The 22,061-nt window shown below is 64.7% G+C and carries 18 protein-coding genes, 1 tRNA gene and 1 other RNA gene; 9 read left to right on the top strand and 11 right to left on the bottom strand.

What is annotated here, in order from left to right; all coding sequences use genetic code 11:
• Positions 1–47 precede the first annotated feature (47 nt).
• From RM96_RS14090 to RM96_RS37105, 3 genes are all read left to right on the top strand, one after another.
• Positions 48–137: transfer RNA gene (locus tag RM96_RS14090), tRNA-Ser, on the top strand.
• A gap of 265 nt (positions 138–402) precedes the next feature.
• Positions 403–1,284: a DUF1653 domain-containing protein gene (locus RM96_RS14085; protein WP_039011448.1), complete on the top strand. Its 882-nt coding sequence runs from the start codon at positions 403–405 to the stop codon at positions 1,282–1,284.
• Positions 1,277–2,410, top strand: coding sequence for a phosphatase PAP2 family protein (locus RM96_RS37105; protein ID WP_082016547.1), 1,134 nt, complete (start codon positions 1,277–1,279; stop codon positions 2,408–2,410). The genes RM96_RS14085 and RM96_RS37105 overlap by 8 nt, the downstream gene beginning before the upstream one ends.
• Here RM96_RS37105 and RM96_RS14075 read toward each other — a convergent pair.
• Together RM96_RS14075 and RM96_RS14070 are read right to left on the bottom strand one after the other, a co-directional pair.
• A complete protein-coding gene (locus RM96_RS14075) occupies positions 2,292–3,611 on the bottom strand; it encodes a hemolysin family protein (protein WP_039011335.1) in 1,320 nt (439 codons plus the stop codon). The two genes, RM96_RS37105 and RM96_RS14075, sit on opposite strands and share 119 nt — an antisense overlap.
• A gap of 36 nt (positions 3,612–3,647) precedes the next feature.
• Positions 3,648–4,622 (bottom strand): LysR substrate-binding domain-containing protein, encoded by a 975-nt coding sequence (locus RM96_RS14070; protein ID WP_039011334.1) that lies wholly within the window; start codon positions 4,620–4,622, stop codon positions 3,648–3,650.
• A 123-nt stretch (positions 4,623–4,745) separates the two neighbouring features.
• Between RM96_RS14070 and RM96_RS14065 the strand changes: the two genes are divergently transcribed.
• From RM96_RS14065 to RM96_RS14050, 4 genes are all read left to right on the top strand, one after another.
• Positions 4,746–6,026 carry a D-amino acid dehydrogenase gene (locus RM96_RS14065; protein ID WP_039011332.1) on the top strand — a complete coding sequence of 427 codons (1,281 nt, stop codon included), beginning with the start codon at positions 4,746–4,748 and terminating at the stop codon, positions 6,024–6,026.
• 124 nt (positions 6,027–6,150) lie between these two features.
• Positions 6,151–7,077 carry a glutamate/aspartate ABC transporter substrate-binding protein gene (locus tag RM96_RS14060; RefSeq protein ID WP_039011330.1) on the top strand — a complete coding sequence of 309 codons (927 nt, stop codon included), beginning with the start codon at positions 6,151–6,153 and terminating at the stop codon, positions 7,075–7,077.
• A gap of 176 nt (positions 7,078–7,253) precedes the next feature.
• Positions 7,254–8,048, top strand: a complete 795-nt coding sequence (locus tag RM96_RS14055) for a transporter substrate-binding domain-containing protein (RefSeq protein WP_039011328.1) — start codon at positions 7,254–7,256, stop codon at positions 8,046–8,048.
• A 122-nt stretch (positions 8,049–8,170) separates the two neighbouring features.
• Positions 8,171–8,830, top strand: a complete 660-nt coding sequence (locus tag RM96_RS14050; protein ID WP_039011327.1) for an amino acid ABC transporter permease — start codon at positions 8,171–8,173, stop codon at positions 8,828–8,830.
• A 69-nt stretch (positions 8,831–8,899) separates the two neighbouring features.
• Here RM96_RS14050 and cphA (RM96_RS14045) read toward each other — a convergent pair whose 3' ends face one another.
• On the bottom strand, positions 8,900–11,470 hold the full coding sequence (gene cphA / locus RM96_RS14045; RefSeq protein ID WP_039011325.1) for a cyanophycin synthetase: 2,571 nt from the start codon (positions 11,468–11,470) through the stop codon (positions 8,900–8,902).
• 48 nt (positions 11,471–11,518) lie between these two features.
• Positions 11,519–14,161, bottom strand: a complete 2,643-nt coding sequence (cphA, locus tag RM96_RS14040) for a cyanophycin synthetase (protein ID WP_039011323.1) — start codon at positions 14,159–14,161, stop codon at positions 11,519–11,521.
• Positions 14,162–14,401: 240 nt separating this feature from the next.
• Between cphA (RM96_RS14040) and RM96_RS14035 the strand changes: the two genes are divergently transcribed.
• The gene (locus tag RM96_RS14035; RefSeq protein WP_039011322.1) at positions 14,402–16,708 is read left to right on the top strand and encodes a cyanophycin metabolism-associated ABC transporter; all 2,307 of its coding nucleotides are present in this window, start codon (positions 14,402–14,404) and stop codon (positions 16,706–16,708) included.
• A 22-nt stretch (positions 16,709–16,730) separates the two neighbouring features.
• Positions 16,731–17,201: a cyanophycin metabolism-associated DUF1854 family protein gene (locus tag RM96_RS14030; protein WP_039011446.1), complete on the top strand. Its 471-nt coding sequence runs from the start codon at positions 16,731–16,733 to the stop codon at positions 17,199–17,201.
• 46 nt (positions 17,202–17,247) lie between these two features.
• Here RM96_RS14030 and RM96_RS14025 read toward each other — a convergent pair whose 3' ends face one another.
• The 7 genes from RM96_RS14025 to ompA form a co-directional block, all read right to left on the bottom strand.
• Positions 17,248–17,649 carry a hypothetical protein gene (locus tag RM96_RS14025; RefSeq protein ID WP_039011320.1) on the bottom strand — a complete coding sequence of 134 codons (402 nt, stop codon included), beginning with the start codon at positions 17,647–17,649 and terminating at the stop codon, positions 17,248–17,250.
• A 140-nt stretch (positions 17,650–17,789) separates the two neighbouring features.
• Positions 17,790–18,173 (bottom strand): fimbrial protein, encoded by a 384-nt coding sequence (locus tag RM96_RS14020; RefSeq protein ID WP_082016546.1) that lies wholly within the window; start codon positions 18,171–18,173, stop codon positions 17,790–17,792.
• Between the two features lie 224 nt (positions 18,174–18,397).
• The gene (locus tag RM96_RS14015; RefSeq protein ID WP_039011319.1) at positions 18,398–18,958 is read right to left on the bottom strand and encodes a DUF2939 domain-containing protein; all 561 of its coding nucleotides are present in this window, start codon (positions 18,956–18,958) and stop codon (positions 18,398–18,400) included.
• A gap of 191 nt (positions 18,959–19,149) precedes the next feature.
• Positions 19,150–19,508, bottom strand: a transfer-messenger RNA (tmRNA) gene (ssrA, locus tag RM96_RS36540).
• A gap of 71 nt (positions 19,509–19,579) precedes the next feature.
• Positions 19,580–20,248 (bottom strand): phosphoglycolate phosphatase, encoded by a 669-nt coding sequence (gph, locus tag RM96_RS14010; protein ID WP_039011317.1) that lies wholly within the window; start codon positions 20,246–20,248, stop codon positions 19,580–19,582.
• Between the two features lie 2 nt (positions 20,249–20,250).
• Positions 20,251–21,000 carry a bifunctional 2-polyprenyl-6-hydroxyphenol methylase/3-demethylubiquinol 3-O-methyltransferase UbiG gene (ubiG, locus tag RM96_RS14005; protein WP_039011315.1) on the bottom strand — a complete coding sequence of 250 codons (750 nt, stop codon included), beginning with the start codon at positions 20,998–21,000 and terminating at the stop codon, positions 20,251–20,253.
• Positions 21,001–21,121: 121 nt separating this feature from the next.
• Complete coding sequence (gene ompA, locus RM96_RS14000) at positions 21,122–21,778, bottom strand: outer membrane protein OmpA (RefSeq protein ID WP_039011313.1); 657 nt, start codon at positions 21,776–21,778, stop codon at positions 21,122–21,124.
• Positions 21,779–22,061: the final 283 nt, after the last annotated feature.

Below are 22,061 nucleotides of genomic sequence, written 5' to 3'. Positions count from 1 at the left end.
TCGAACATGGCTATAATGTTGGTTTCGCCACAAGCGACCAAGTTACCGGAGAGGTGGCAGAGTGGTCGAATGTACCTGACTCGAAATCAGGCGTACCGGCGACGGTACCGTGGGTTCGAATCCCACCCTCTCCGCCATATAAGAAGCTGTCCGGCTTGCCGGGCAAGCAAGAATCTGTAGTTAAACTCGGACCGACGTACTGTGAAAGCAGACGTCGGTTTTGTTTTTTCTGCGGCAGACTTTCCGCGGCGAGCGGCCGCCGACGTGCTGGCTGGGCGCATCGCACGCAACGTGACTACGCATGGGAAGGACAGCAGGCTGTTGGTGCCCGAACGCGCGCGCCGTATCATGGCGTTCCGCCGGCATGACATTGCGCCGGCCGAACCATCCGGACGCCGCACGATGACCCAACCGCAAGCCAGCTCCACGCGCTACGAAGGCGATCCTGCCGAGCTTCCCACCGATCCCGGTCTGACGGCCGGCATGCCATACCGCCACTACAAGGGCGGCGCCTATGCCGTGGTCGGCATCGGCCGCCTGGAGGCCGATCTGTCGCCGGCGGTGGTGTACCAGTCGATGCGAGACCCGTCCTTGCTGTGGGTGCGCAGCGCTGAGGTCTTCAGCGAATCCGTGCAGACCCCGGAAGGCGAGGTGCCGCGCTTTGCGCCGGACTGGCCGCGTGCGCTGGATTGCCTGGATTTCCTGCCGCGTCAGTCGGTTCTTCAGGTGCTCGCGTTGTACGACGCGCCTTATCGCCGCTATCACGACCGGCGTCATGTGCTGGAGATGTTCCACCTGGCGCATGAGCGCAGCATCGTGCTGAACCCGGCCCAGGCACTGGCGGTGCTGTTTCATGACGCAGTCTATGTGCCGGGCTGCGAATTCAACGAAGCGGCCTCGGCGGCGCTGATCGAGACGATGGCGGGCGGCGTCGATGGCGAGACGATCCGGCTGGCCGCGAAAATCGTGCTCGATACGCGAACGCATGAGGCCGGCGTGGCCGATGCCGCCGTCGTGCTCGATCTCGACCTGTACCGGCTGGCCGCGCCGGCCGATGCGTTCGATGCCTTCAGCCTTGCGGTCTTTGAGGAGAATCGTCCGCTGCTCGCCGCGCGCACAGGGCAGGCCGGCGAAGCGTTATGGCAGGCGTTCATGCAGCGTCGGGCGGCATTCCTGACGACGCTCGCGCAGCGGCCGCGGCTGTTCCAGACCGAAGCCTTCGCCGATTGCGAAGCGCCGGCGCGCCGCAATATCGAACGGGTCGCGGGAACATCGCATGCGTGACATGGCAATGGCGCAGGTGGAGCACGGGGCGTCGCTCGTCGGCGCCGACTGGCTGACGCCTGGCGCATTGCTGACGGTGCTGAGCCTGTTCACGCTGGTCTTGCTGTTTCTCCTGTGCCTGGTTCCGCTGCTGGTGTTTGTGCTGCGTCCGCTGATCCGCCGGCTCGACGGCTGGCGCGTGGCGCGGCTGAGCGCGATGACGTCGCGGACAGGCACATCTCGGCTGTGGGCCGCGACGTCGTGGACGCTGCAGCGCAATGTTGCCGAATTGCTGCTGGTGATGCTGGCCGGTGCCTTGCTGCTCGCATGCGGTGGCGTGCTCGTCTGGCTGATCGGTGAGATCAACGAAGGCTCGATGCTGGTGCTGTTGGATCAGGCCGTCTTCGCGCAGTTGCAGGCGTGGCGGCAAGGCTGGCTCGATGCCGTGATGGTGGCCGTGACCGAGCTTGGCGGCGGCCGCATCTCGGTGGCTGTGGGCGTGGTCGTGTTCGCGTGGCTGATGTGGCGGCGTGCATGGGCCGCGGCGGTGTACTGGGCAGGCGCGCTGCTGGGCGCGCGCGCCTGCGTGATGGTGCTCAAGCTGAGCCTGCAGCGCGTGCGGCCCGCAAGCATCTACACTGGCCTGGAGTCTTACTCGTTTCCCAGCGGCCACGCGACCAGCAGCATGGTCACCTATGGCTTCCTGGCATTCCTGCTGTGCGTGCGCCAGCCGTGGCGCGTGCGGATTCCGGTGCTGGCGCTGACTGCAATGGCGGTCGTCTGCATCGGCCTGTCGCGGCTCTACCTGGGCATGCACTGGCTGTCTGACGTGGCGGCAGGGGTCGCACTCGGGCTGGCCTGGGTAGTGATGCTGGGCACGGCGTACCGCACCTTGCATGTACCAGCCAGGCTGCCGGCGCTGCCGCTTGGCGCGGTGGCCGCCGCCACGGTGCTGGTGGTGGGGAGCTATCTGGCCTGGTTCAGCTTGCCGGACCGCATCGCGCGCTACCGCCAGGCAGGCGCGTCCGTCATGCCTGCACCTGGGGCTGCGCGTCCGGCTTCCCCTGCGGAAGCCGCGAAACCAGCAGCTGGTCGATCTTGTGGTGATCGATGTCCAGCACTTCAAAGCGATAGCCCGCCACGGTGATCGATTCGGATTTCTTGGGGATCCGCTTCAGCGCGTAGATGACCAGACCGGCGGCGGTATCCACGTAGTCTTCGCCGGGCAGTGTATCGAGCTCGAGCGCCTTCTTGAGGTCCACCAGCGGCGTCAGCCCGTCGACCAGCCAGGAGCTGTCGTCGCGGCGAACGATCTGCTCGTCTTCGCTGGAGTAGAGGATATTGCCCATCAGCGCGCCGACGATATCGTCAAGCGTAACGATGCCGACCACCAGCCCGTACTCGTTCATCACCACCGCAAAGTTCTGGTGCATCTCGCGAAAACGCGTCAGTGCTTCGGACAGCGTCAGCGTGTCGGGGATCACCAGCACGTTCTTGTCATGGTGCCGGCCGATATTGTCCATCACCGCCGCGGTCTCGTCCGCCAGCAGCAGCTGCAGGATGTCCTTGGAATCGATGTAGCCCTGGATATCGTCCAGGTCGTGGCCGCACACCGGATACTGCGCGTGCGGCTGGCTGACCAGCTTGCGCCGCACGCTGTCGGCGGGCTCGTCCTGGGTGAGGTAGACCACGTCGTCGCGCGGCGTCATGATGGCCGTCACGCTCTTGGAATCGAGCTCGAATACGTTCTCGATCAGGTGGATCTCATGCTTGAGCAGCACGCCGGCTTCGGCGCCTGCATCGACCATGGCGGCAATGTCCTCGGTCGTGATCTGGTCGACCGGCTTGGTGGGCAAGCCGAACAGCTTCAGCGTCGCATCCGCTGCTGCATTGAACACATAGACCAGCGGCTTGAGCACGCGCAGCAGGGTCAGGATCGGATCGATTACCGCCAGCGCACAGGTTTCCGGAAAGGTCATGGCGATCCGCTTGGGGATCAGGTCGGCAAACTGGATGAACAGCAGCGTGACGATCAGGAACGAACCGATATTGGCCACGCGCTGCGCGTTGGCCGCTTCCATATAGGGTGACAGCCCTGCAAAGACCAAGTCGGAAACATGCTTCTCGCCCAGGATACCGGCCAGGATGGCCACGCTGTTCACGCCGATCTGGACGATGGTGAAGAAGTTTCCGGGCTCCTCCTTGAGCAGCAGGATCCTGGTGGCACGACGGTCACCGCGTTCCGACAGGGTTTGCAGCTTGGTGCGGCGCGCAGCCGTCAGCGCGATCTCGGAGATCGAGAAAAAGGCGCTGATCAGGATGAGGAGGAGCAGTGTCAGTACGAACATAGGCGCTCTGATAATGGTGCAGTCGGCTCACTGCTGTCAATCGCGTGTCCGCGGCACTGCCGCCGGTGCGGCTTCGAAGCTGGCGGCGGGGGCTTCGAGCCGTTGCGGCAGCGACCGGGCAAGCTCCTGCGCCGCTTCGGCAAACTGCGTGCGCATATCGTCCACCAGACTCGACGCGGCGCGATGGCTGGCGCGCAGCAGCTGGATCTCGAACGGCAGCGCCGGCACCACTTCATGCAGCGACACGCGCTCGGGATTGGCGCTCAGCGCCGTGTACTGGTCCAGCAGGGTCATGCCGAGGCCGGCGTCGACCAGCGCCAGGGCCAGCGAATAGGTCTGCACTTCCAGCGTCGAATGCGGCTCCAGCGCGTGCCGCGCCAGTGTTTGCCGCACCAGCAGGCCGAGCGAGCTGTTGTCGTCATAGCCGATAAAGGGGCGCTCCATCAGCCGGTGCATCGGCACCACGTTGCGCCGCCCGCCCACCGGCAGCGGTTGCGTGCGCGGTACCGCCAGCAGCATGCGCCCGCCTGCAACAGGCTCGCTGGAAATCGCCTCATGGCGTGGCGGCGAGAAGGCAAAGCCCAGGTCGATCTGGTTGGCGAGCAGGGCATCGACGATTTCGTCGGTATGGTGGGTCAGCACCTGCACCTGGGTATCGGGGTGCCGCGCACAAAACCGGCGCACCGCAGGGACCAGCAGCGGATTGGCCAGGCTGGGGGTGGCGGCTACGCGCAGGCGCCCGGCGCCCTTGTGGCGAAGGCTTTCCGAGACCCGCCGCACGCGCTCGACCTCGCCATATAGCCTTTCGACATCGCCGTAGAGCGCATTGGCCTCGGGCGTGGCCTGGAGGCGCCCGCGCACCCGCTCGAACAGGCGAAAGCCGAGCGAGGCCTCGGCATGCTGCAACACGCGCGTGACCACGGGTTGGGAGACATGGAGCAGGCGTGCCGCCTCGCTGACGGTACCAGTCAGCATCACGGCGCGGAAGACTTCGATCTGTCGCAGTCGCATGGCTTCGGGGGCGGAGAGACAGCATCCATAGCCGAAAGACATATTCTGGCACGTATTCGCATTGGGCAAGCCGGGCGCGCTGGTCTACGCTGCGCACATCGGATGAAAAGCGGACAAACAGCAATGCGGGTAGTGATCGTGGGCGCCGGCGTGGTCGGCATGACCAGCGCCTGGCGCCTGGCCGAAGACGGCCATGAGGTGACCATCCTGGAGCGGCATGACGGGCCGGGCGAGGAAACCAGCTTTGCCAACGGCGGTCAGCTGAGCTACAGCTACGTGGCGCCGCTGGCGGGGCCGGGCGTGCTGTCCAAGGTGCCCGGCTGGCTGCTGCGGCGCGATTCGCCAATGCGCTTCCGGCCGGTAGCCGACCCGGCGCAGTGGCGCTGGCTGGCCGCCTTCATGGGCGCCTGCAATAAGGCCACCAGCGAGGCCACCACGCGCAAGCTGCTGCGGCTGGCCTTCTACTCGCGCGACCTGATGCAGGCCTTCGTTGCCAGTGAAAGCCGCCACGGCGAACTGGCCACGGATTTCGATTTTGCGCGGCGCGGCAAACTGGTCGTGCACCGCGATGCGGCAGCCTTCGATTCGGCATGTGGCCTGCTCGACTACCAGGCCAGCCTTGGCTGCGAACAACAGGCGCTCGATCGCGATGCATGCGTGGCGCTGGAGCCGGCACTGGCCGGCATCCGGCATGACATCGCGGGCGCGATCTATACGCCTAGCGAGGAGGTCGGCGATTGCCATCGCTTCTGCCTGGCGCTGGCACGGTTGCTGCGCGAGCGTTCAGGCGTGACGATGCAATTCGGCACGAGCGTGCAGGGGCTGGTGCAGCAAGGCGATCGCGTCACCGGTGTGAAGACGGCCACCGGCGTGGTTCCGGCCGATGCGGTGGTGATGGCTGGCGGCATCGGTAGCGTCCCGTTGCTGCGACCGCTGGGTGTGCGCCCGATGCTGTGGCCGCTCAAGGGATACAGCATCACGGTGCCGCTCGCGGATGGCGCCCATGCCCCGCATATCAGCGTCACGGACTTCGCCAACAAGATCGTCTACGCGCGCATCGGCAATACGCTGCGCGTGGCGGGCATGGCCGACCTGGTGCGCGGCGGCAACCGCATCGACCCTGAGCGCGTGGATACGCTGGTCACGCAGACGCGCGCCTTGTTCGATGGCATCGTGCCGGATATCCCCGTTGCCCAGTTGCAGCCGTGGGCCGGCCTGCGGCCCGCGACGCCGGACGGATCGCCGTTGGTAGGGCCGTCGCGCCTGCGCGGTCTGTGGCTGAATCTCGGCCACGGCGCGCTGGGCTTTACGCTGGCCATGGGCAGCGCCGGCCTGTTGGCGGACCAGCTCGCAGGGCGCCGCCCCGCGGTCGATGCCGGTGATTTCAGCGCGGCGCTGGCGTAATGCCGGATTGCCGCAGCACGGAGGACGCGCCGGCATCGAAGCGGTCCGCATGAAGGTCTTTCAGTTTCGCAGTGCCAAGTCTGTCATCGAGCATCAATAACCAAGCCCCATCAAGGAGCGCCACATGAAGAAGCTGCACACCCGCCAACCGAGCATGCATCGCCGTATCACCCGCCGCGCACTCGCCGCCGCCGCGCTTGCGCTGGCCGCAGGCGCCGCCAGTGCCGCCGACGGCGATACGCTGCGCAAGATCAAGGACAGCGGCGTGATCTCGCTGGGCTATCGCGAATCGTCGATTCCGTTCTCGTACACCGACGGCAAGGAGGTGATGGGCTACTCGCACGAGATCCTGTTGCAGATCGTGGAAAAGGTGAAGAGCGACCTGAAGATGCCCAACCTGCAGGTCCGGCTGACGCCCATCACTTCGCAGAACCGCATTCCGCTGGTGCAGAACGGGACCATCGATATCGAGTGCGGCAGCACCACCAACAACCTGGAGCGCCAGAAGCAGGTGGCGTTTTCCAACAGCCTGTTCGTCTACGGCATCCGCATGCTGACAAAGAAGGATTCGGGCGTGAAGGAGTTCTCGGACCTGAAGGACCGCAACGTTGTCACCACCGCTGGCACCACCGGCGAGCGCCTGCTGGTCAAGATGAATGGCGAGAAAGCCATGAACATGAACCTGATCAGCGCCAAGGATCACGGACAGTCCTTCCTGATCCTGGAAACCGGCCGTGCGGCGGCGTTCGTGATGGATGAGCCGTTGCTGTACGGCGAGCGCACCAAGGCCAAGAGCGCAGGCGACTGGGCCGTGGTCGGCACGCCGCTGCAGACCGAGAATTACGCCTGCATGTTCCGCAAGGACGACCCGTCGTTCAAGAAGCTGGCCGACGGCGTGGTGGCCGACCTGATGACCAGCGGCCGCGCCGAGAAGCTCTACAACAAGTGGTTCATGTCGCCGATCCCGCCGCGCGGCATCAACATGAACTACCCGCTGTCCGCCGACATGAAGGCCCTGTTCGCGGCACCGAACGACAAGGCGTTCCAGTAAGCGCCTCAGCAGGGTGGCTGTCGGTTATATAGCCATAATGAATCGTTATTTATGTATTAATAGTGTTTGCGGTACCGTTGAGGCCGATATAGGCTCATAGCAGCACAACCGGCCGGCGCGGCTTTCACGAGAGGCGTCCGGCCTTTTCGGTATCCCCGCATCCCACTGGAGAACATATGCGATTGATTCGTACTGGCTGGTTCAGCGCCCTGCTTGCCGCTTCGCTGCTGGCGACCGGCGCCGCGCATGCGGCAGATCTGCTCGATACGGTAAAACAGGCCGGCGTGCTGAAGATCGGCGTCGAGGGCACGTATCCCCCGTTCAACTACCGCGGCGCCAACAACCAACTCGAAGGCTTCGATGTGGACGTGGCGCGGGCCGTCGCCGGCAAGCTTGGCGTCAAGCCCGAGTTCGTCACGACCGAATGGAGCGGCATCATTGCCGGGTTGCAGGCCGGCAAGTTCGACGTGATCGTCAACCAGGTCGCGGTAACGCCGCAGCGCAAGCAGGCGCTGGATTTCTCGACGCCTTACGTCTACTCGGCCGCGCAGCTGATCCAGCGCAAGGATGACAAGCGCGAGTTCAAGTCGCTGGAAGACCTCAAGGGCCACAAGCTCGGCGTCAGCCTTGGCAGCAACTACAACGAACTGGCCAAGTCGGTCGCCGGCATCGACGTCAAGACCTATCCGGGCGCGCCCGAATACCTGCGCGACCTGGCCGCGCAGCGCGTGGACGCGGCGCTCAACGACCGCCTGATGATCAGCTATCTGATCAAGACGTCCAACCTGCCGTTGCGCGCGGGCGCGGTAGTGCAGGGCGCCAACTCCGACGTGGCGATTCCCTTCCGCAAGGACAATCCCAAGTTTGCCCAGGCGATCGACCACGCGCTGGACGACCTGCGCAAGGACGGCTCGCTGACCAAGATGTCGGTGAAGTGGTTCGGCAGCGACGTGACGAAGCCGATCAAGTAAGCCGCCGGCCCGCAGGCTGACGGCGGCAAACACCAGCGCATTCGCCGCCGGTGTTTGCCGCGGCTTGCGCGCGCCGCAAGAGACCGTATCATGCCCCCATTGTTCATGTACCGGCCTCGTCCATGCCCGCCCTTCAGCTAGTTATCGATTCGCTGCCCGTGCTGTTGCAGGGCACGCTGCTCACCATCAAGTTCGCGCTCTGGTCGATGGCCTTCGGGCTGGTGCTGGGGATGGTGGTGGCGGTGATGGGCATCACCCACAGCCGCGTGCTGAACACGATCGCGCGGGTCTATGTCAGCATCATGCGCGGGACGCCGCTGCTGGTGCAGATCTTCGTGGTCTATTACGGGCTGCCCGGCATCGGCATTGCGCTGGAGCCCACGCCTGCCGGCGTGCTGACGCTGAGCCTCAATGTGGGGGCATACCTTTCGGAAAGCATGCGCGGGGCGATCCTCGGCATTCCGCGCGGGCAATGGCTGGCCGCCTACAGCCTTGGACTGACCCCGGCGCAGACGCTGCGCTACGTGGTGGGCCCGCAGGCGTTGCGGCTGGCGGTGCCGAGCCTGTCCAACAGCCTGATCAGCCTGATCAAGGACACCTCGCTGGTTTCCGTCATCACCGTGACGGAGCTGCTGCGCACGGCGCAGGAGGTCATCGCGGCGACCTACCAGCCGCTGCCGCTCTATCTGGCCGTCGCGGCCATCTACTGGGTGCTCAGCACCGGCCTTTCCGGGTTGCAGCATGTGCTGGAGCGGCGTCTGTCGCTGCCGGGGCGGCACTGACGGGCACTACCTTCGGACGAAAAAAATGGCCAGCTCGTTTGAGCTGGCCATTTTCTTGCACGGCCAAGTTCAGCCTTGTGCGATGCGCCCGGCAATATGGGCCAGCGCTTCTTCCACCTGATCGACAAGGATCAGGCAGAGGTCGCCGGGTTGCAGGTGCGACAGCGCGGTGTCGATGGCCAGGAACTCGCCACGGATCTCTTCCACCTTGCTGGCGCGCTGCGCGCCGACCAGGCCCTCGCGCAGCAGCGCGAGCACTTCGCCATCGGCGCGGCCGCGCTGGCACTGGTCCTGGTACAGGATCACCTCGTCGAACACGCCGCCCAGGATCTGCGTCTGGCGGCGGATATCGACGTCGCGGCGGTCGCCCGCGCCGCTGATCACCACCACGCGGCGCGTGGCCTGCATGGTTTCCACGGCGTTGGACAGCGCCTGGATGGCATCCGGGTTGTGGCCGTAGTCGGCAATCAGCGTGGCGCCCTTGTAGTCGAACACATTGAAGCGGCCAGGCGCGGTGTCGGCGTCATTGACGAAGGTGGCCAGGCCGCGGCGAATCACCGACCAGTCGAGGCCTAGCGCCCATGCCGCGGCGATCGAGGACATCGCATTCTCGACCTGGAAGCCGATCATGCCATTGCGGGTCAGCGGAATGTCCGCCAGTGCGATGCGCACCTGCGTCTCGCCTTCCGAGGCAACGATATGGTCGCCATCGACGAACACCACGCGCTTGCCTTGCGCACGATGCGTTGCCATCGCGGGCTGGTCCGCGTCGTGGGCGAAGAAGGTCACGGCGCCGGGGCAGGCGTCGGCCATGCGCACCACCATCGGATCGGCCGCGTTCAGCACGGCCATGCCGTGCGGTGCGACGTTCTGCACGATCACGCTCTTGAGCACTGCCAGGTCTTCCACCGTGCTGATATACGACAGACCCAGGTGGTCGCCTTCGCCGACGTTGGTCACCACGGCAACATCGCAACGGTCGAAGGCCAGGCCTTCGCGCAGCAAGCCGCCGCGAGCGGTTTCGAACACGGCTGCATCCACGTCCGGATGCAGCAGCACGTTGCGCGCGCTGCGCGGACCGCTGCAGTCGCCGGTGTCGATGCGCTGCCCCTGGATGTACACGCCATCAGTGCCGGTCATGCCCACGCGCAGTCCGCTGGTGGCCATCAGATGCGTGATCAGGCGCACTGTAGTGGTCTTGCCGTTGGTGCCGGAGACCGCCACCACCGGAATGCGGCCATCGTCGCCATCGGAGAACATGGTCGAAACAATGGCTTCGCCCACGGCGCGACCCTTGCCATACGACGGCTGCAGGTGCATGCGCAGGCCCGGCGCGGCGTTGACTTCGACGATGCCGCCGGCCTGTTCCTCGAACGGCTTTAGCACGGTCTCGCACACGGCGTCGACGCCCGCGATGTCGAGGCCGACCATCTGCGCCGCTGCCACCGCGCGTGCAGCGATGTCCGGGTGCACGTCGTCCGTGACGTCGGTGGCGCTGCCGCCGGTCGACAGGTTGGCGTTATTGCGCAGTACGACACGCGTGCCCTTGGCGGGAACCGAGTCGGCCGTCAGGTGCTGCTTGGCCAACACGGCCAGCGCGATATCGTCGAAGCGGATCTTGGTCAGGGAGGTGGCATGCCCTTCGCCGCGGCGCGGGTCGCGGTTCACTTCCTCGACCAGCTGGCGCACGGTGTGCACGCCGTCGCCGGTGACCTGCGGCGGATCGCGGCGCGCCGCCGCCACCAGGTGCTTGCCCACCACCAGCAGGCGGAAGTCATGGCCCGGGATATAGCGCTCGACCAGTACATCGGAACTGATGTCGGAGGCGACTTCATACGCCGTCATGACTTCTTCGCGCGTGCGGATGCGCACGGCCACGCCCTTGCCCTGGTTGCCGTCGCGCGGCTTGACCACCACGGGGGCGTCGATCTCCTGCGCCGCTTCCCAGGCTTCCTCGGCGCTGCGCACCGAGCGGCCCAGCGGCACTGGCACGCCGGCGGCGTGGAGCAGGCTCTTGGTGAGTTCCTTGTCCTGCGCGATCGATTCGGCCACAGCGCTGGTCAGGTCGGTCTCGGCAGCCTGGATGCGGCGCTGCTTGCTGCCCCAGCCGAACTGCACCATCGAGCCTTGCGTCAGGCGGCGGTATGGAACCCCGCGTGCCACGGCCGCATAGACGATTGAGCCGGTGCTGGGCCCGAGGCGCACATCTTCATCGAGATCGCGCAGGCGGTGCAGGGCATCGGCCAGATCGAATGCGGTGTCATCGCGCGCGGCGATGCTCAGGGCCTCGGCCAGCTCGAAGGCGAGCCGGCCGACTTCTTCTTCGCTGTATTGCACGACGACCTGATAGGTGCCGGGTTCAACGGTCTGCGCGGTGCGGCTGAAGGTGACCGGGCAACCGGCCGCTGCCTGCAGGCGGAGCGCAGCCACTTCCAGCACGTGCGCGAGCGACAGCTCGCCGGACTCATCGTCGGGGCGCAGCGGCCCGATGTCCGGAAAGCGCGCGCGCAGGCGATCTTCAAAGCCGGGCAGGTCCGACAGAATGCCAGTCGGTGCCTTGCAGGCCACGATGGCTTCGATGGCGGTGTGGCGGCACCACAGGTTCGGACCCCGCAGGGCCCGGATACGTGAGACTTCCATAGAATCGGTTTCCGTTTGCTCTGGGCTCTGTTCTTTTTCAGGCCCCGATCAGGCGCGGCGCGCGGGCGTGCCCATCCACTGGTGCACCAGGTCGACGGTCGGACCCGCCGCGCCTTCATCGCATTGCAGGACTAGCAGGTCGCCGGGCACCAGCTGGCCGAGCGCGGTTTCAATGGCGCTGCGGCGCGTGCCTTCGTCGATGATCTTGGTGACGCGGCGGCCTTCGTACAGCCCTTGCTTGAGCAGTGCGCGGGCTTCGGCATCGGGCAGGGCGCGCTTGACGCTGCGGTCTTCGCACAGGAAGACGCGATCGAACATGGCGCCGAGCACCTTGCCCTGTTTCACCATGTCTTCGTCCCGGCGCTGTGCGCCAGCGCCATAGACGATCATGCGGCGCTCGGCCGGGAAACGATCCAGCGCGGTGGCAAGGGCCTCCAGCGCGGGCGCGTTGTGCGCGTCGTCGACCACCACCTTGGCGCCGTTGCGCTCGAACAGCGTAAAGCGGCCGGGTACATCGACCTGGCCGACGTCGAACGTCACGATGCCGGCGCGGATCAGGTCGTTGGAGATACCCAGCGCCCAGCCCGTCGCCACGGCAGCCAGCACATTTTCGATCTGGAATGCGACGCGGCCGGCGTAGGTGAGGGGAATCGCGGCGACATCGGTCAGCGGCGTCTCGGTGCTGCCGGTGGCCAGCACGACCTTGCCCTCACGCACGAACACCGCACGCTTGCCTTCCGCGCGGTGCGCGCTGATGGCCGGCAGGTCGGAGGAAAGGCCGAAGAAGATCACGTCGCCATCGCTCAGTTCGGCCATTTCGACCACGCGCGGATCACGCGCGTTGAGCACGGCAACGCCGTTCTTGAGGACCACGTCGATCTGCGTGCGCATGACGTTGAACATGCGGTCTTCGTCTTCGACGTAGTAATCGCCCATGTGATCGGGCTCGTCGAAGTTGGTGACCACGCCGACCTGGCAGCGGTCATAGACGAGGCCTTCCGACAGGATGGCGCCGCTGTCGTTCTCGAACACGGCGGCCTCCACCGCGCGGTTCATCAGGATGCGATGGCCGGCGGCCCAATTGGCCCGGTCGCCGCTCTCGACCAGGCGGCGGTCCAGGAACAGGCCATCGCTGCAGGCCAGGCCAGTGTGCTTGCCCGACAGCTGGAGCAAGCGCGCCACCAGCTTGGCGACCACGGTCTTGCCGTTGGTGCCGGTGATGCCGACCACGGGAATACGGCCTTCATCGGAACCATCGCCGGTTTCCGGGAACAGGTGGTCGACAATGGCGCGGCCCACCGGGCGCGCCGTGCCTTCGGCCGGCTTGATATGCATCAGCAGGCCGGGACCGGCGTTGACTTCGACGATTGCGCCGCGTTGCTCGGCGAGCGGGCGGGAGATGTCTTCGGCCACCAGGTCCACCCCGGCGATGTCCAGTCCGACCACGCGCGCAGCCAGCGCTGCGTGGGCCGCCACGCTCGGGTGCACACGGTCGGTCACGTCGAAGGCGACGTTGCCGTTGCGCTGGATCAGGACATTCTTGCCAGCCGGCGGCACCGAGTTGCCGTCTTCCAGGCCCTGGCGCTTCAGCTCCAGGCGCGCGGCGGAATCCAGCCGCACGCGGTTGAGCGGATGGTCTTCGGTGCTGCCGCGGCGCGGATCGGAATTGATCTGCAGTTCGATCAGCTCGTCGACGGTCGACTTGCCGTCGCCGACGACGCTGGCTGTCTCGCCCATCGCGGCGGCGACCATGCGGCCACCGACTACCAGCAGGCGGTGTTCGTTGCCGGGGATAAAGCGCTCGACGATGACGCCGCTGCCTTCTTCGATGGCAACCGCGTAGGCGGTCTCGACTTCCTCGCGGGTCATCAGGTTGGTGAAGACGCCGCGGCCATGGTTGCCGTCATAGGGCTTGACCACGACCGGAACGCCGATGTCTTCGGCGGCGTCCCAGGCGTCTTCCGGCGATTCGACCATGCGGCCTTCCGGCACCGGCACGCCGCACGATTCCAGCAGGCTCTTGGTCAGGTCCTTGTCGCGCGAGATGCTCTCGCCGATGGCGCTGGTGCGGTCGGTCTCGGCTGTCCAGATGCGGCGCTGGCGCGCGCCGTAGCCGAGCTGCACCAGGTTGCCGTCAGACAGGCGGATCGAAGGGATGTCGCGGTCGTCGGCGGCATCGACGATGCAGGCGGTGCTCGGGCCCAGGCAATGCTCGTCGACCAGGCGGCGCAGGTTTTCCACAGCTTCGGGCACGTCGAACGGACGGTCTTCGATGGCGGCCATCACCAGGTCGCGGGCGGCAAAGAGGGCGGCGCGCGTGACTTCTTCATGCCAGGCGCGCACGATGACCTTGTACACGCCGCGGATCGGGGTTTCCCGGGCCTTCCCGAAGCCGCCGGGCATGCCGGCCAGGTTCTGCAGCTCAAGCGTCACGTGTTCCAGAATGTGGCCGGGCCAGGTGCCTTCTTTCAGACGCTGGAGAAAGCCGCCGCGCTCCCCGATGCTGCAGCGGTGCTCGACCAGCGTCGGCAGCCAGGCCGACAGCCGTTCGTAGAATCCCGGAATCGTGTTGGAGGGAAAATCCTCCAGTTCGCCGATGTCGACCCATGCCTCGAGAACGGGCCGATATGTCCACATATTCGGGCCGCGCAGCGACATGACATCGAAAATCTCAATGTCCTTCTTTTTCATTGATTTAGCTTGAGGCAGTGGGCGAATGCCCGAGAAATGGAAGCCTAACCTTTCAGTAACGTTACAGCATACCTCGGGTTGACTTTCTCGACTTAAAAGCTCTTGTGCAATGCATCAGAAACACCCGCGGGTTCGCGTTATGTATACTTGCGGGCGAAATCGCGGGCCGCCAGTAAGCGCCCGCTCTAATTTGTTTCAAGTTATGTCCGTACCCTCTGGACGCAGCATGCCGCGCCAACAATGACCCAGTCCTCCTTGCCTGTCCCCCAAAGCGAAGCCGCAGACGAACCGTGGCGTACCGAACTCGGTGCGATGCTCCGTCCCGGCGAGACCATCCAGGCCGGGCTGGAACTTGACCTCGACGCGAGGCTGCATTTTACCCAAGGGTGGCTGGTTGTGACGGATCGGCGGCTTATTGCGAGGTCGCCGGGTGAAAAAAATGTGCGGGAATGGGCCATCGAGCCGGGTTTGCGCCTCTCGCATACGGACCATGCGGGCGTTGGCGCGCTGGAACTGACCAACCTGACCGGCCGGCTGGGGAGCTGGCGGTACACGCTTGGTTACAATCCAGCCGCCCTGCGGCTGGTCGATCAGTTCGAGGCGCAGCGCGACCTGTCCGTTTCCGGGCAGGCCGCGAGCACTGGCGCGGAGATCCTTTGCCCTACCTGCAAGGCACCGCTGCCACCGGGCGAGGAAGTCTGCCCGCAATGCAGCCGCGAGCTGGAGACGCCGCCCTCGACCTGGGCACTGCTGCGCCTGTGGCGGTTTGCGCAGCCCTATCGCTGGCAACTGCTCTCGGGCTTTCTCCTGACGCTGCTGTCGACCGCCGCCACGCTGGTGCCGCCGTACCTGACCATGCCGCTGATGGACAAGGTGCTGATTCCCTTCCAGAACGGCGTGCCGATCGACTACGGCCTGGTGCGCCTGTACTTGGCGGGGCTCCTCGGCGCGGCGCTGGTCGCCTGGAGCCTTGGCTGGGCCCGGACCTACCTGCTCGCGCGCGTATCCGAACGGATCGGCGCCGACCTGCGGACCACGACGTACGAACACCTGCTGCGCCTGTCGCTGGAGTACTTCGGCGGCAAGCGGACCGGCGACCTGATGGCACGCATCGGCTCGGAGAGCGATCGCATCTGCGTTTTCCTTTCGCTGCACCTGCTGGACTTCGCCACCGACGTGCTGATGATCGTGATGACCGCGATCATCCTCGTTTCGATCAATCCCTGGCTGGCGCTGGTGACACTGGTGCCGCTGCCGTTCATCGCGTGGATGATCCACCTGGTGCGCGACCGGCTGCGCCACGGCTTCGAGAAGATCGACCGGATCTGGTCGGAAATCACCAACGTGCTGGCCGACACCATCCCGGGCATCCGCGTGGTCAAGGCGTTTGCACAGGAGAAGCGCGAGGTCTCCCGTTTCCGTGAAGCCAACAAGCACAACCTGGCCATCAACGACCGCGTCAATGCGGTGTGGTCGCTGTTCACGCCTACGGTGACGCTGCTTACCGAGATCGGCCTGCTGGTGGTGTGGGTGTTCGGCATCTGGCAGGTGTCGCACAGCGCCATTACGGTGGGCGTGCTGGTGGCCTTCCTCACCTATATCAGCCGCTTCTATACGCGCCTGGATTCGATGAGCCGCATCGTGTCGGTCACGCAGAAGGCGGCGGCCGGCGCCAAGCGCATCTTCGACATCCTCGACCATGTGTCGAGCGTGCCGGAGCCAGTGCGCCCCGCCCGCCTGGAGAAGGTAGAGGGCGCCATCGAGATGCGCGACCTGGGCTTCCGCTATGGCAACCGCGCGGTGATCCGTGGGCTGGACCTGTCGATCGCGCCAGGCGAGATGATCGGGCTGGTGGGGCACAGTGGCTCGGGCAAGAGTACGCTGGTCAACCTGATCTGCCGTTTCTATGACGTGTCGGAAGGCGCGATCCGCGTCGACGGCATCGATATCCGCTCGTTGCCGGTATCGGAGTACCGCCGGCATATCGGGCTGGTGCTGCAGGAGCCGTTCCTGTTCTTCGGCACCATTGCCGAGAACATTGCCTACGGCAAGCCCGATGCCACGCGCGAGGAGATTGTCGCGGCAGCACGCGCAGCCCACGCGCACGAGTTCATCCTGCGGCTGCCGCATGGCTACGATTCGCTGGTTGGGGAGCGCGGCCAGGCCCTGTCCGGCGGCGAGCGCCAGCGCATCTCGATCGCCCGCGCGCTGCTGATCAATCCGCGCATCCTGATCATGGACGAGGCCACCTCGTCGGTGGATACGGCGACCGAGAAGGAAATCCAGAAGGCGCTCGACAACCTGGTGCAGGGGCGCACCACCATTGCCATTGCGCACCGTCTCTCGACACTGCGCAAGGCCGACCGGCTGGTGGTGATGGACCGCGGACAGATCGTGGAAGTAGGCGGGCACGAGGAGCTGCTCGCGCGCGAAGGGGCTTACTACAAGCTCTACCAGGCGCAGGCCCGCAATGTCGATACCGAGGCCGAGCTGCCCAGCGATGGCGAGAAGCTCGTCGAAACCGCGGAGGCAACCCATGCGCAATGAGGCAACCCTGGACGCCAACGCGATGCAGACCCCTGAATTCACGCTGTCCCGCAACAGCTTTGGCCGGCTGGTGCTGACCACGGCCGACGGCATCGAGCACGAGGGCGTGGTGCCCGTGCGCGCCTTCCCGATCGGCGCGCCCGACGACGGCATCGGCATGATCAGCGCCGATGGCCGCGAGCTTGCCTGGATTGCCCGCCTGGACCGGCTGCCGCAGACGCAACGCAGCCTGATAGAAGCCGAACTCGCTGCACGCGAGTTCATGCCGGAGATCCGGCGCATCGTCAGCGTATCCACCTTCGCCACGCCGAGCGTGTGGACCGTGCAGACAGACCGGGGCCAAACCTCGCTGGTGCTGCGCGGTGAAGAGGACATCCGCCGCCTGGCCGGCAGCACGCTGCTGATCTCGGACAGCCACGGCATCCACTATCTGATCCGCGACCTGATGGCGCTGGACAAGCCGAGCCGCAAGCTGCTCGACCGTTTCCTCTGAGTTGAACCCGCAAATCCGGCGTGAACGCGTTCACGCCGGATGCAGCTTAATGCAGCAGGTCCGGCGAATCGTCCTCGTCGTCCCAGTCTTCGTGGATGACCGGCGCGTCGGGCGCCATATCGAACACCATCGAATGGAAGCGCAGGCTGAACCATTCGCGGAACATCGCAAGCGACAGTTCCTCAGGCCACAGTGAGTCATCGAACCACTCTCCGAGCATGAACTCGAAGAATGCCTGCCAGCGCTTTTCGACCCAGTGCGTGGCGTTCTCCGGTGAGTCGGCGATATCGCCAGGCAGCAGAAATACGCTCTGGTCCTCGCGCACGTGATCGAGGCTGAGTGCGGGCACCGGCTCCGGATCCACTGCCTTGATCCAGTCCAGGAACGGCTGCTCGGGGACCAGGGTGACCATGGTGCGGTTGATGGTGAAGCGGGGATGGTCTGACATGCGTAAGAGGCTCGGAGGGCTGCAACGACATATTGTAGTCCCCCGGCGCTCGGCCGCCGCGAAATCGGGGCCGTCCAATCTGGCGGCAGCCGGATCCTTGCTGTGCGGCGTCCGGAACCAGAATGGGGTTCCTCAGCCCGCTATTGGTAATCCAGCGTGAATATCATTGCGCTGCGGACCGTTCCCGGTGAGGGCGTGCCGCCGAGGTTGAAGTAGCGTGCGGCGAAGCGGTACGTCGCCGGGGTGTTCGGGGCGATGGCCCCCATGGCGTTGCTTATCTGCAGCGGCACGGGCGTGGTGCCGCTGGCATTGACGATCTGAATGCCTGCGCCGCTGGCCACGCCAGGCGAGCCGGCATTGATGATGCCCAGGACACCATTCGGGGCGGACACCACCGGCGTGCCGGCTGCCCCGTCCAGCGTCATCCCGACGATGGCCGAGTCGCTGCAGGTCAGCTGGATCGCGAACGGCGGGCTGCCAGCCACGCCCTGGCCTGCCAGCCTTTCCGCTGTGCGCCATGCCATCGGTCGTCCAGGGAAAATGCCTTGGATCAAGTCGTCTGTGGACGGGGGAAGTCCACCATGCCGCTCGGAGACCGGCTCACTTTAGTCATCTCTGGCTGACGCGACGTGCGGAAATTTCCCAATGGGAGCAGGGAAATTCCTGAAAATGAGCTCAACTTGCCCGGCAGTCCAACGGTACGTGTATCGCCGCCGTTGAATCGGATTCGGGATCCAGCGTGGGAGCGCTAGTTCACCTTCTGGAGGCCTGGCAATTTGACGCCGGCCCATTTCCACGACCACAGTCCATCGCGCCTCAGATCGACAACGATCTGCTCGCCGTTGTCCCTGGTCGCGGTTGCCTGGACCAGATCCCATCTGCGATAGGACACGTCGTACTTCAGCGTGTCTTTTGCTGCTTCCTTCTTCGGGTTGGCTGGGGCCGGGGCAGGTGCGGGCTGCGCAGGCTTCGCAGCAGGCTTCTCGCCGGCCATCAGCGCCATCACGCCAGCCGGGGATACCATGGCGTCGACAACGGTATTGACCATTGCAAGGCCGATCATTTGCCCGAGGCCAGCGAAGGGGTTGTCCTTCTCAGGAGAGGGCAACTGTTCCTTCAAGGAGAGTACGATCTGCGCTTTCAGGTTCTCTCGCAGGGCGGGATAGTCAACGTATCTTGAGAACTTCTCCGGATCCCGCGTTTCAATCGCTGAACGCATCTGGTAAATGGTCCAGTAAGGACTGGCGTAGCTGGTAAGCGCGCCTAGCGCGACCAGGGCGATTGCACCAGCTTTGCGTCTCTTGTTCATGCCGGCCTCCCTGTGCCGAATTTGAAAAAGGCCTCTGCGTTGGTGATGCAGGTTAGCCCGGGCTCACATTGTAGTCTTTGACGTTTCGGGAGCCGCTGGCTGGTGGGCGATTCTGGGCGGGCGAGGACAAAGAAAAACCCGCGGAGCCTTAAGCTACCGCGGGTTTGGGACGGTTCTGGACCGTCTGAATATGGTGGAGCCGGCGGGGATCGAACCCGCGTCCGCAAGCCCTCCACAGAGAGTTCTACATACTTAGTTCTGTCATTTGATTTAACCGGCGCACCGCGGACGAACACGCTTTACGACGGCGAGTCACTAAATTTTCGTCCCCAGACTCGTGACGCTTCCGGAGCTTATCTGACGTAAATGACCTCGCGTGGTCTTGCGACCCTAGCCCGTCAGCGAGCCAGTGCGAGGACGGCCGCAATTAAGCGGCCAGTGCGTAACGTTCGTCGTTAGCAGTTATTACATTCCCATTGATTAACGAGGTGACGGGTCCTCGGTATGCCCTCCACTGCTTTGTAACCCACGTCGAAACCATGTCGGCCCCAGTGAGGAAGACGGATTGTACCCGGTTGGACGCCGGCTGTCTTGGAGGAGTTCCGGGGCCGCCGCCGGCCGTCAGGCGAATGCCGGCGTGAGCAGGGGGATCAGCTCGCTGGGATGGCGCACGAGGTAATCCGCGCCCCAGCTCTCGGGCGGCTCGCCGTCGCCACAATAGCCGTAGGCGGCCGTGACCGTCAGCATCCCGGCGGCCTTCCCGGCCTGGATGTCGCGCAAGTCATCGCCCACATAGACGCAGCGCCGGGGCTCAACGCCGCTGATCTCGGCCGCGCGCAGCAGCGGCGCGGGGTGGGGCTTGGCGTGCGAAGTCGTGTCGCCGCTGACGACAGCAGAAGCACGTGACGCAAGACCGATGGCGGCGACCAGCGGAACGGTGAAGCGCGCAATCTTGTTGGTGACGATTCCCCAGTGGATGCCGGCAGCCTCGAGGGAAGCGAGCACGTCGGCCATGCCGTCGAAAAGCCGCGTATGCACGGCGATATCGGCCTCGTAGTAGTCGAGGAAGGTATCCCGCAGGGCCGGGAACTCGGGATCCTCGGGCCGCTTGCCGAAGGCCGCGCCAAGCAGTCCACGTGCGCCATGCGATGCCACCGGGCGAAGCCTCTCATAGGCGACAGGCGCCATGCCATGTTCGACGACCAGTCGGTTGGCCGCGGCCGCGAGATCCGGGGCAGTGTCTGCCAGGGTGCCGTCAAGATCGAAGAATACTGCCTTGATGCCGCCCATGCTCAGGCCGCCTTCCGAAATGCCATCATATAGTTTACGTCCGTGTCGCGGCTCAGCGCGTACACCTGCGACAGCGGGTTGTAGGTCATGCCCCGCATCTCGATCAGGTCAAGCCCGGCGTTGCGGGCAAAGCGGGCCATTTCCGAGGGCGTGATGAACTTCTCGTAATCGTGCGTGCCGCGGGGCAGCATGTTCAGTACATATTCGGCGCCGACGATGGCCAGCAGGTAGGCCTTGAGATTACGGTTGATGGTCGAGAAGAACACATAGCCGCCGGGGCGAACCAGTGTTGCACAGGCCTGCACGATCGAACCCGGGTCGGGCACATGTTCGAGCATCTCCATGCAAGTCACGACATCCACGCTGGCGGGCATCCGCGCGGCCAGCGCTTCGGCGGCGATCTCCTCGTAGGTGACGGCAACTCCGGACTCCAGACTGTGCAAGTCCGCTACCCGCAGGGCCTTGGTCGAGAGATCGATGCCGCGTACCCTGGCGCCAAGCCTTGCCATGCTCTCGGCCAGGATGCCGCCACCGCAGCCGATATCGACCACGTCCTTGCCGGAGAGCGACGCGATGCCGTCGATCCAGCCGAGCCGCAGGGGATTGAGATCGTGCAGCGGCTTGAATTCGCTGTTCGGGTCCCACCAGCGGTGAGCCAGTTCACTGAACTTGTCGATTTCCTTCGGATCGGCATTCATGCCGCGAGGAGCGGAGTCGACAGACGGAGGCGTGGATTGCGATTGCGACATCATCGTGTGGCTGGGCCGGCCCCGACGACATGGCGGAGACGGCAGGTAATGAGGAAAGTCTGGCCAACTGTACCAAAAAAAAAGCCCAGCTTGCGCTGGGCTTTTTTCATCGGAAAGGATCCGATTAACGTGCGCTGCGGGTGCCGACCACTTCGACTTCCACGCGACGGTTCGGTTGCTGGCAGGAGATCTGAGCCTTGCGGTTGCCCTTGCACGACTTCGGATCAACCTTCAGCTGGCGCTTGCCCTTGCCTTCGGTGTACACGCGGTTGGCTTCAACGCCCTTGCTCACCAGGTAAGCCTTGACCGATTCAGCACGGCGGATCGACAGGCGATCGTTGTACTTGTCCGAACCGAACGAGTCGGTGTGGCCAACGGCGATAATGACTTCCAGGGTGATGCCTTGCAGCTTCGAGACCAGATCGTCCAGCTTGGCCTTGCCTTCGGGCTTCAGAACAGCCTTGTCGAAGTCGAACAGGGTGTCAGCTGCGAAAGTGACCTTCTCGCTCGACACGACCGGCGGAGCTACCGGTGCCGGTGCCGGCGCCGGGGCTGCTGCGGGAGCCAGTGCGCCGTCGCACAGGGCATTCGCAGTTGCCGGGGTCCAGGAGCTGTCGCGCCAGCAGAGCTCGTTCGTGCCGTTCTTCCACACGTACTCGCTCGTACCGTTGCCCCAGTTGTCGTTCACAGCCTTCTTTTCATAGGGGACGGACTGGGCTTGAGCGGATGCAGCCATTACTGCGGTAGCTGCAACGAGCGCGAGCTTGGCAAATTTTTTCATATTTCTCCTCTCAGGATGAGATCACCGCAGGGTTACTGCGAGCAAATGGACGAAAACAAGTCATACATTCTTCGGAGTATAACATTCTCGATGTGGCTAATGCTCCACTTCGAACAATGTCTGGCTCTTCGCTGGGGAATTGTGCCACAAGGGTCGTTTCCTAAGAAGTAAATATATTCGATTCACACCATGGGTTTTGGGCCTGTGGTGTTTGTGCAACATGGGTCTTGTGTCGCCCGCAAAGCCTTGTCCCATCTGGGTTGCAAGCTTTTCCGACTTGACG

This window comes from Cupriavidus sp. IDO (genome assembly GCF_000812465.1).
Taxonomy (GTDB): Bacteria; Pseudomonadota; Gammaproteobacteria; order Burkholderiales; family Burkholderiaceae; genus Cupriavidus.
Note: the sequence above shows the minus strand (reverse complement) of the source record. Positions and strands in the feature narration are given on the sequence as shown.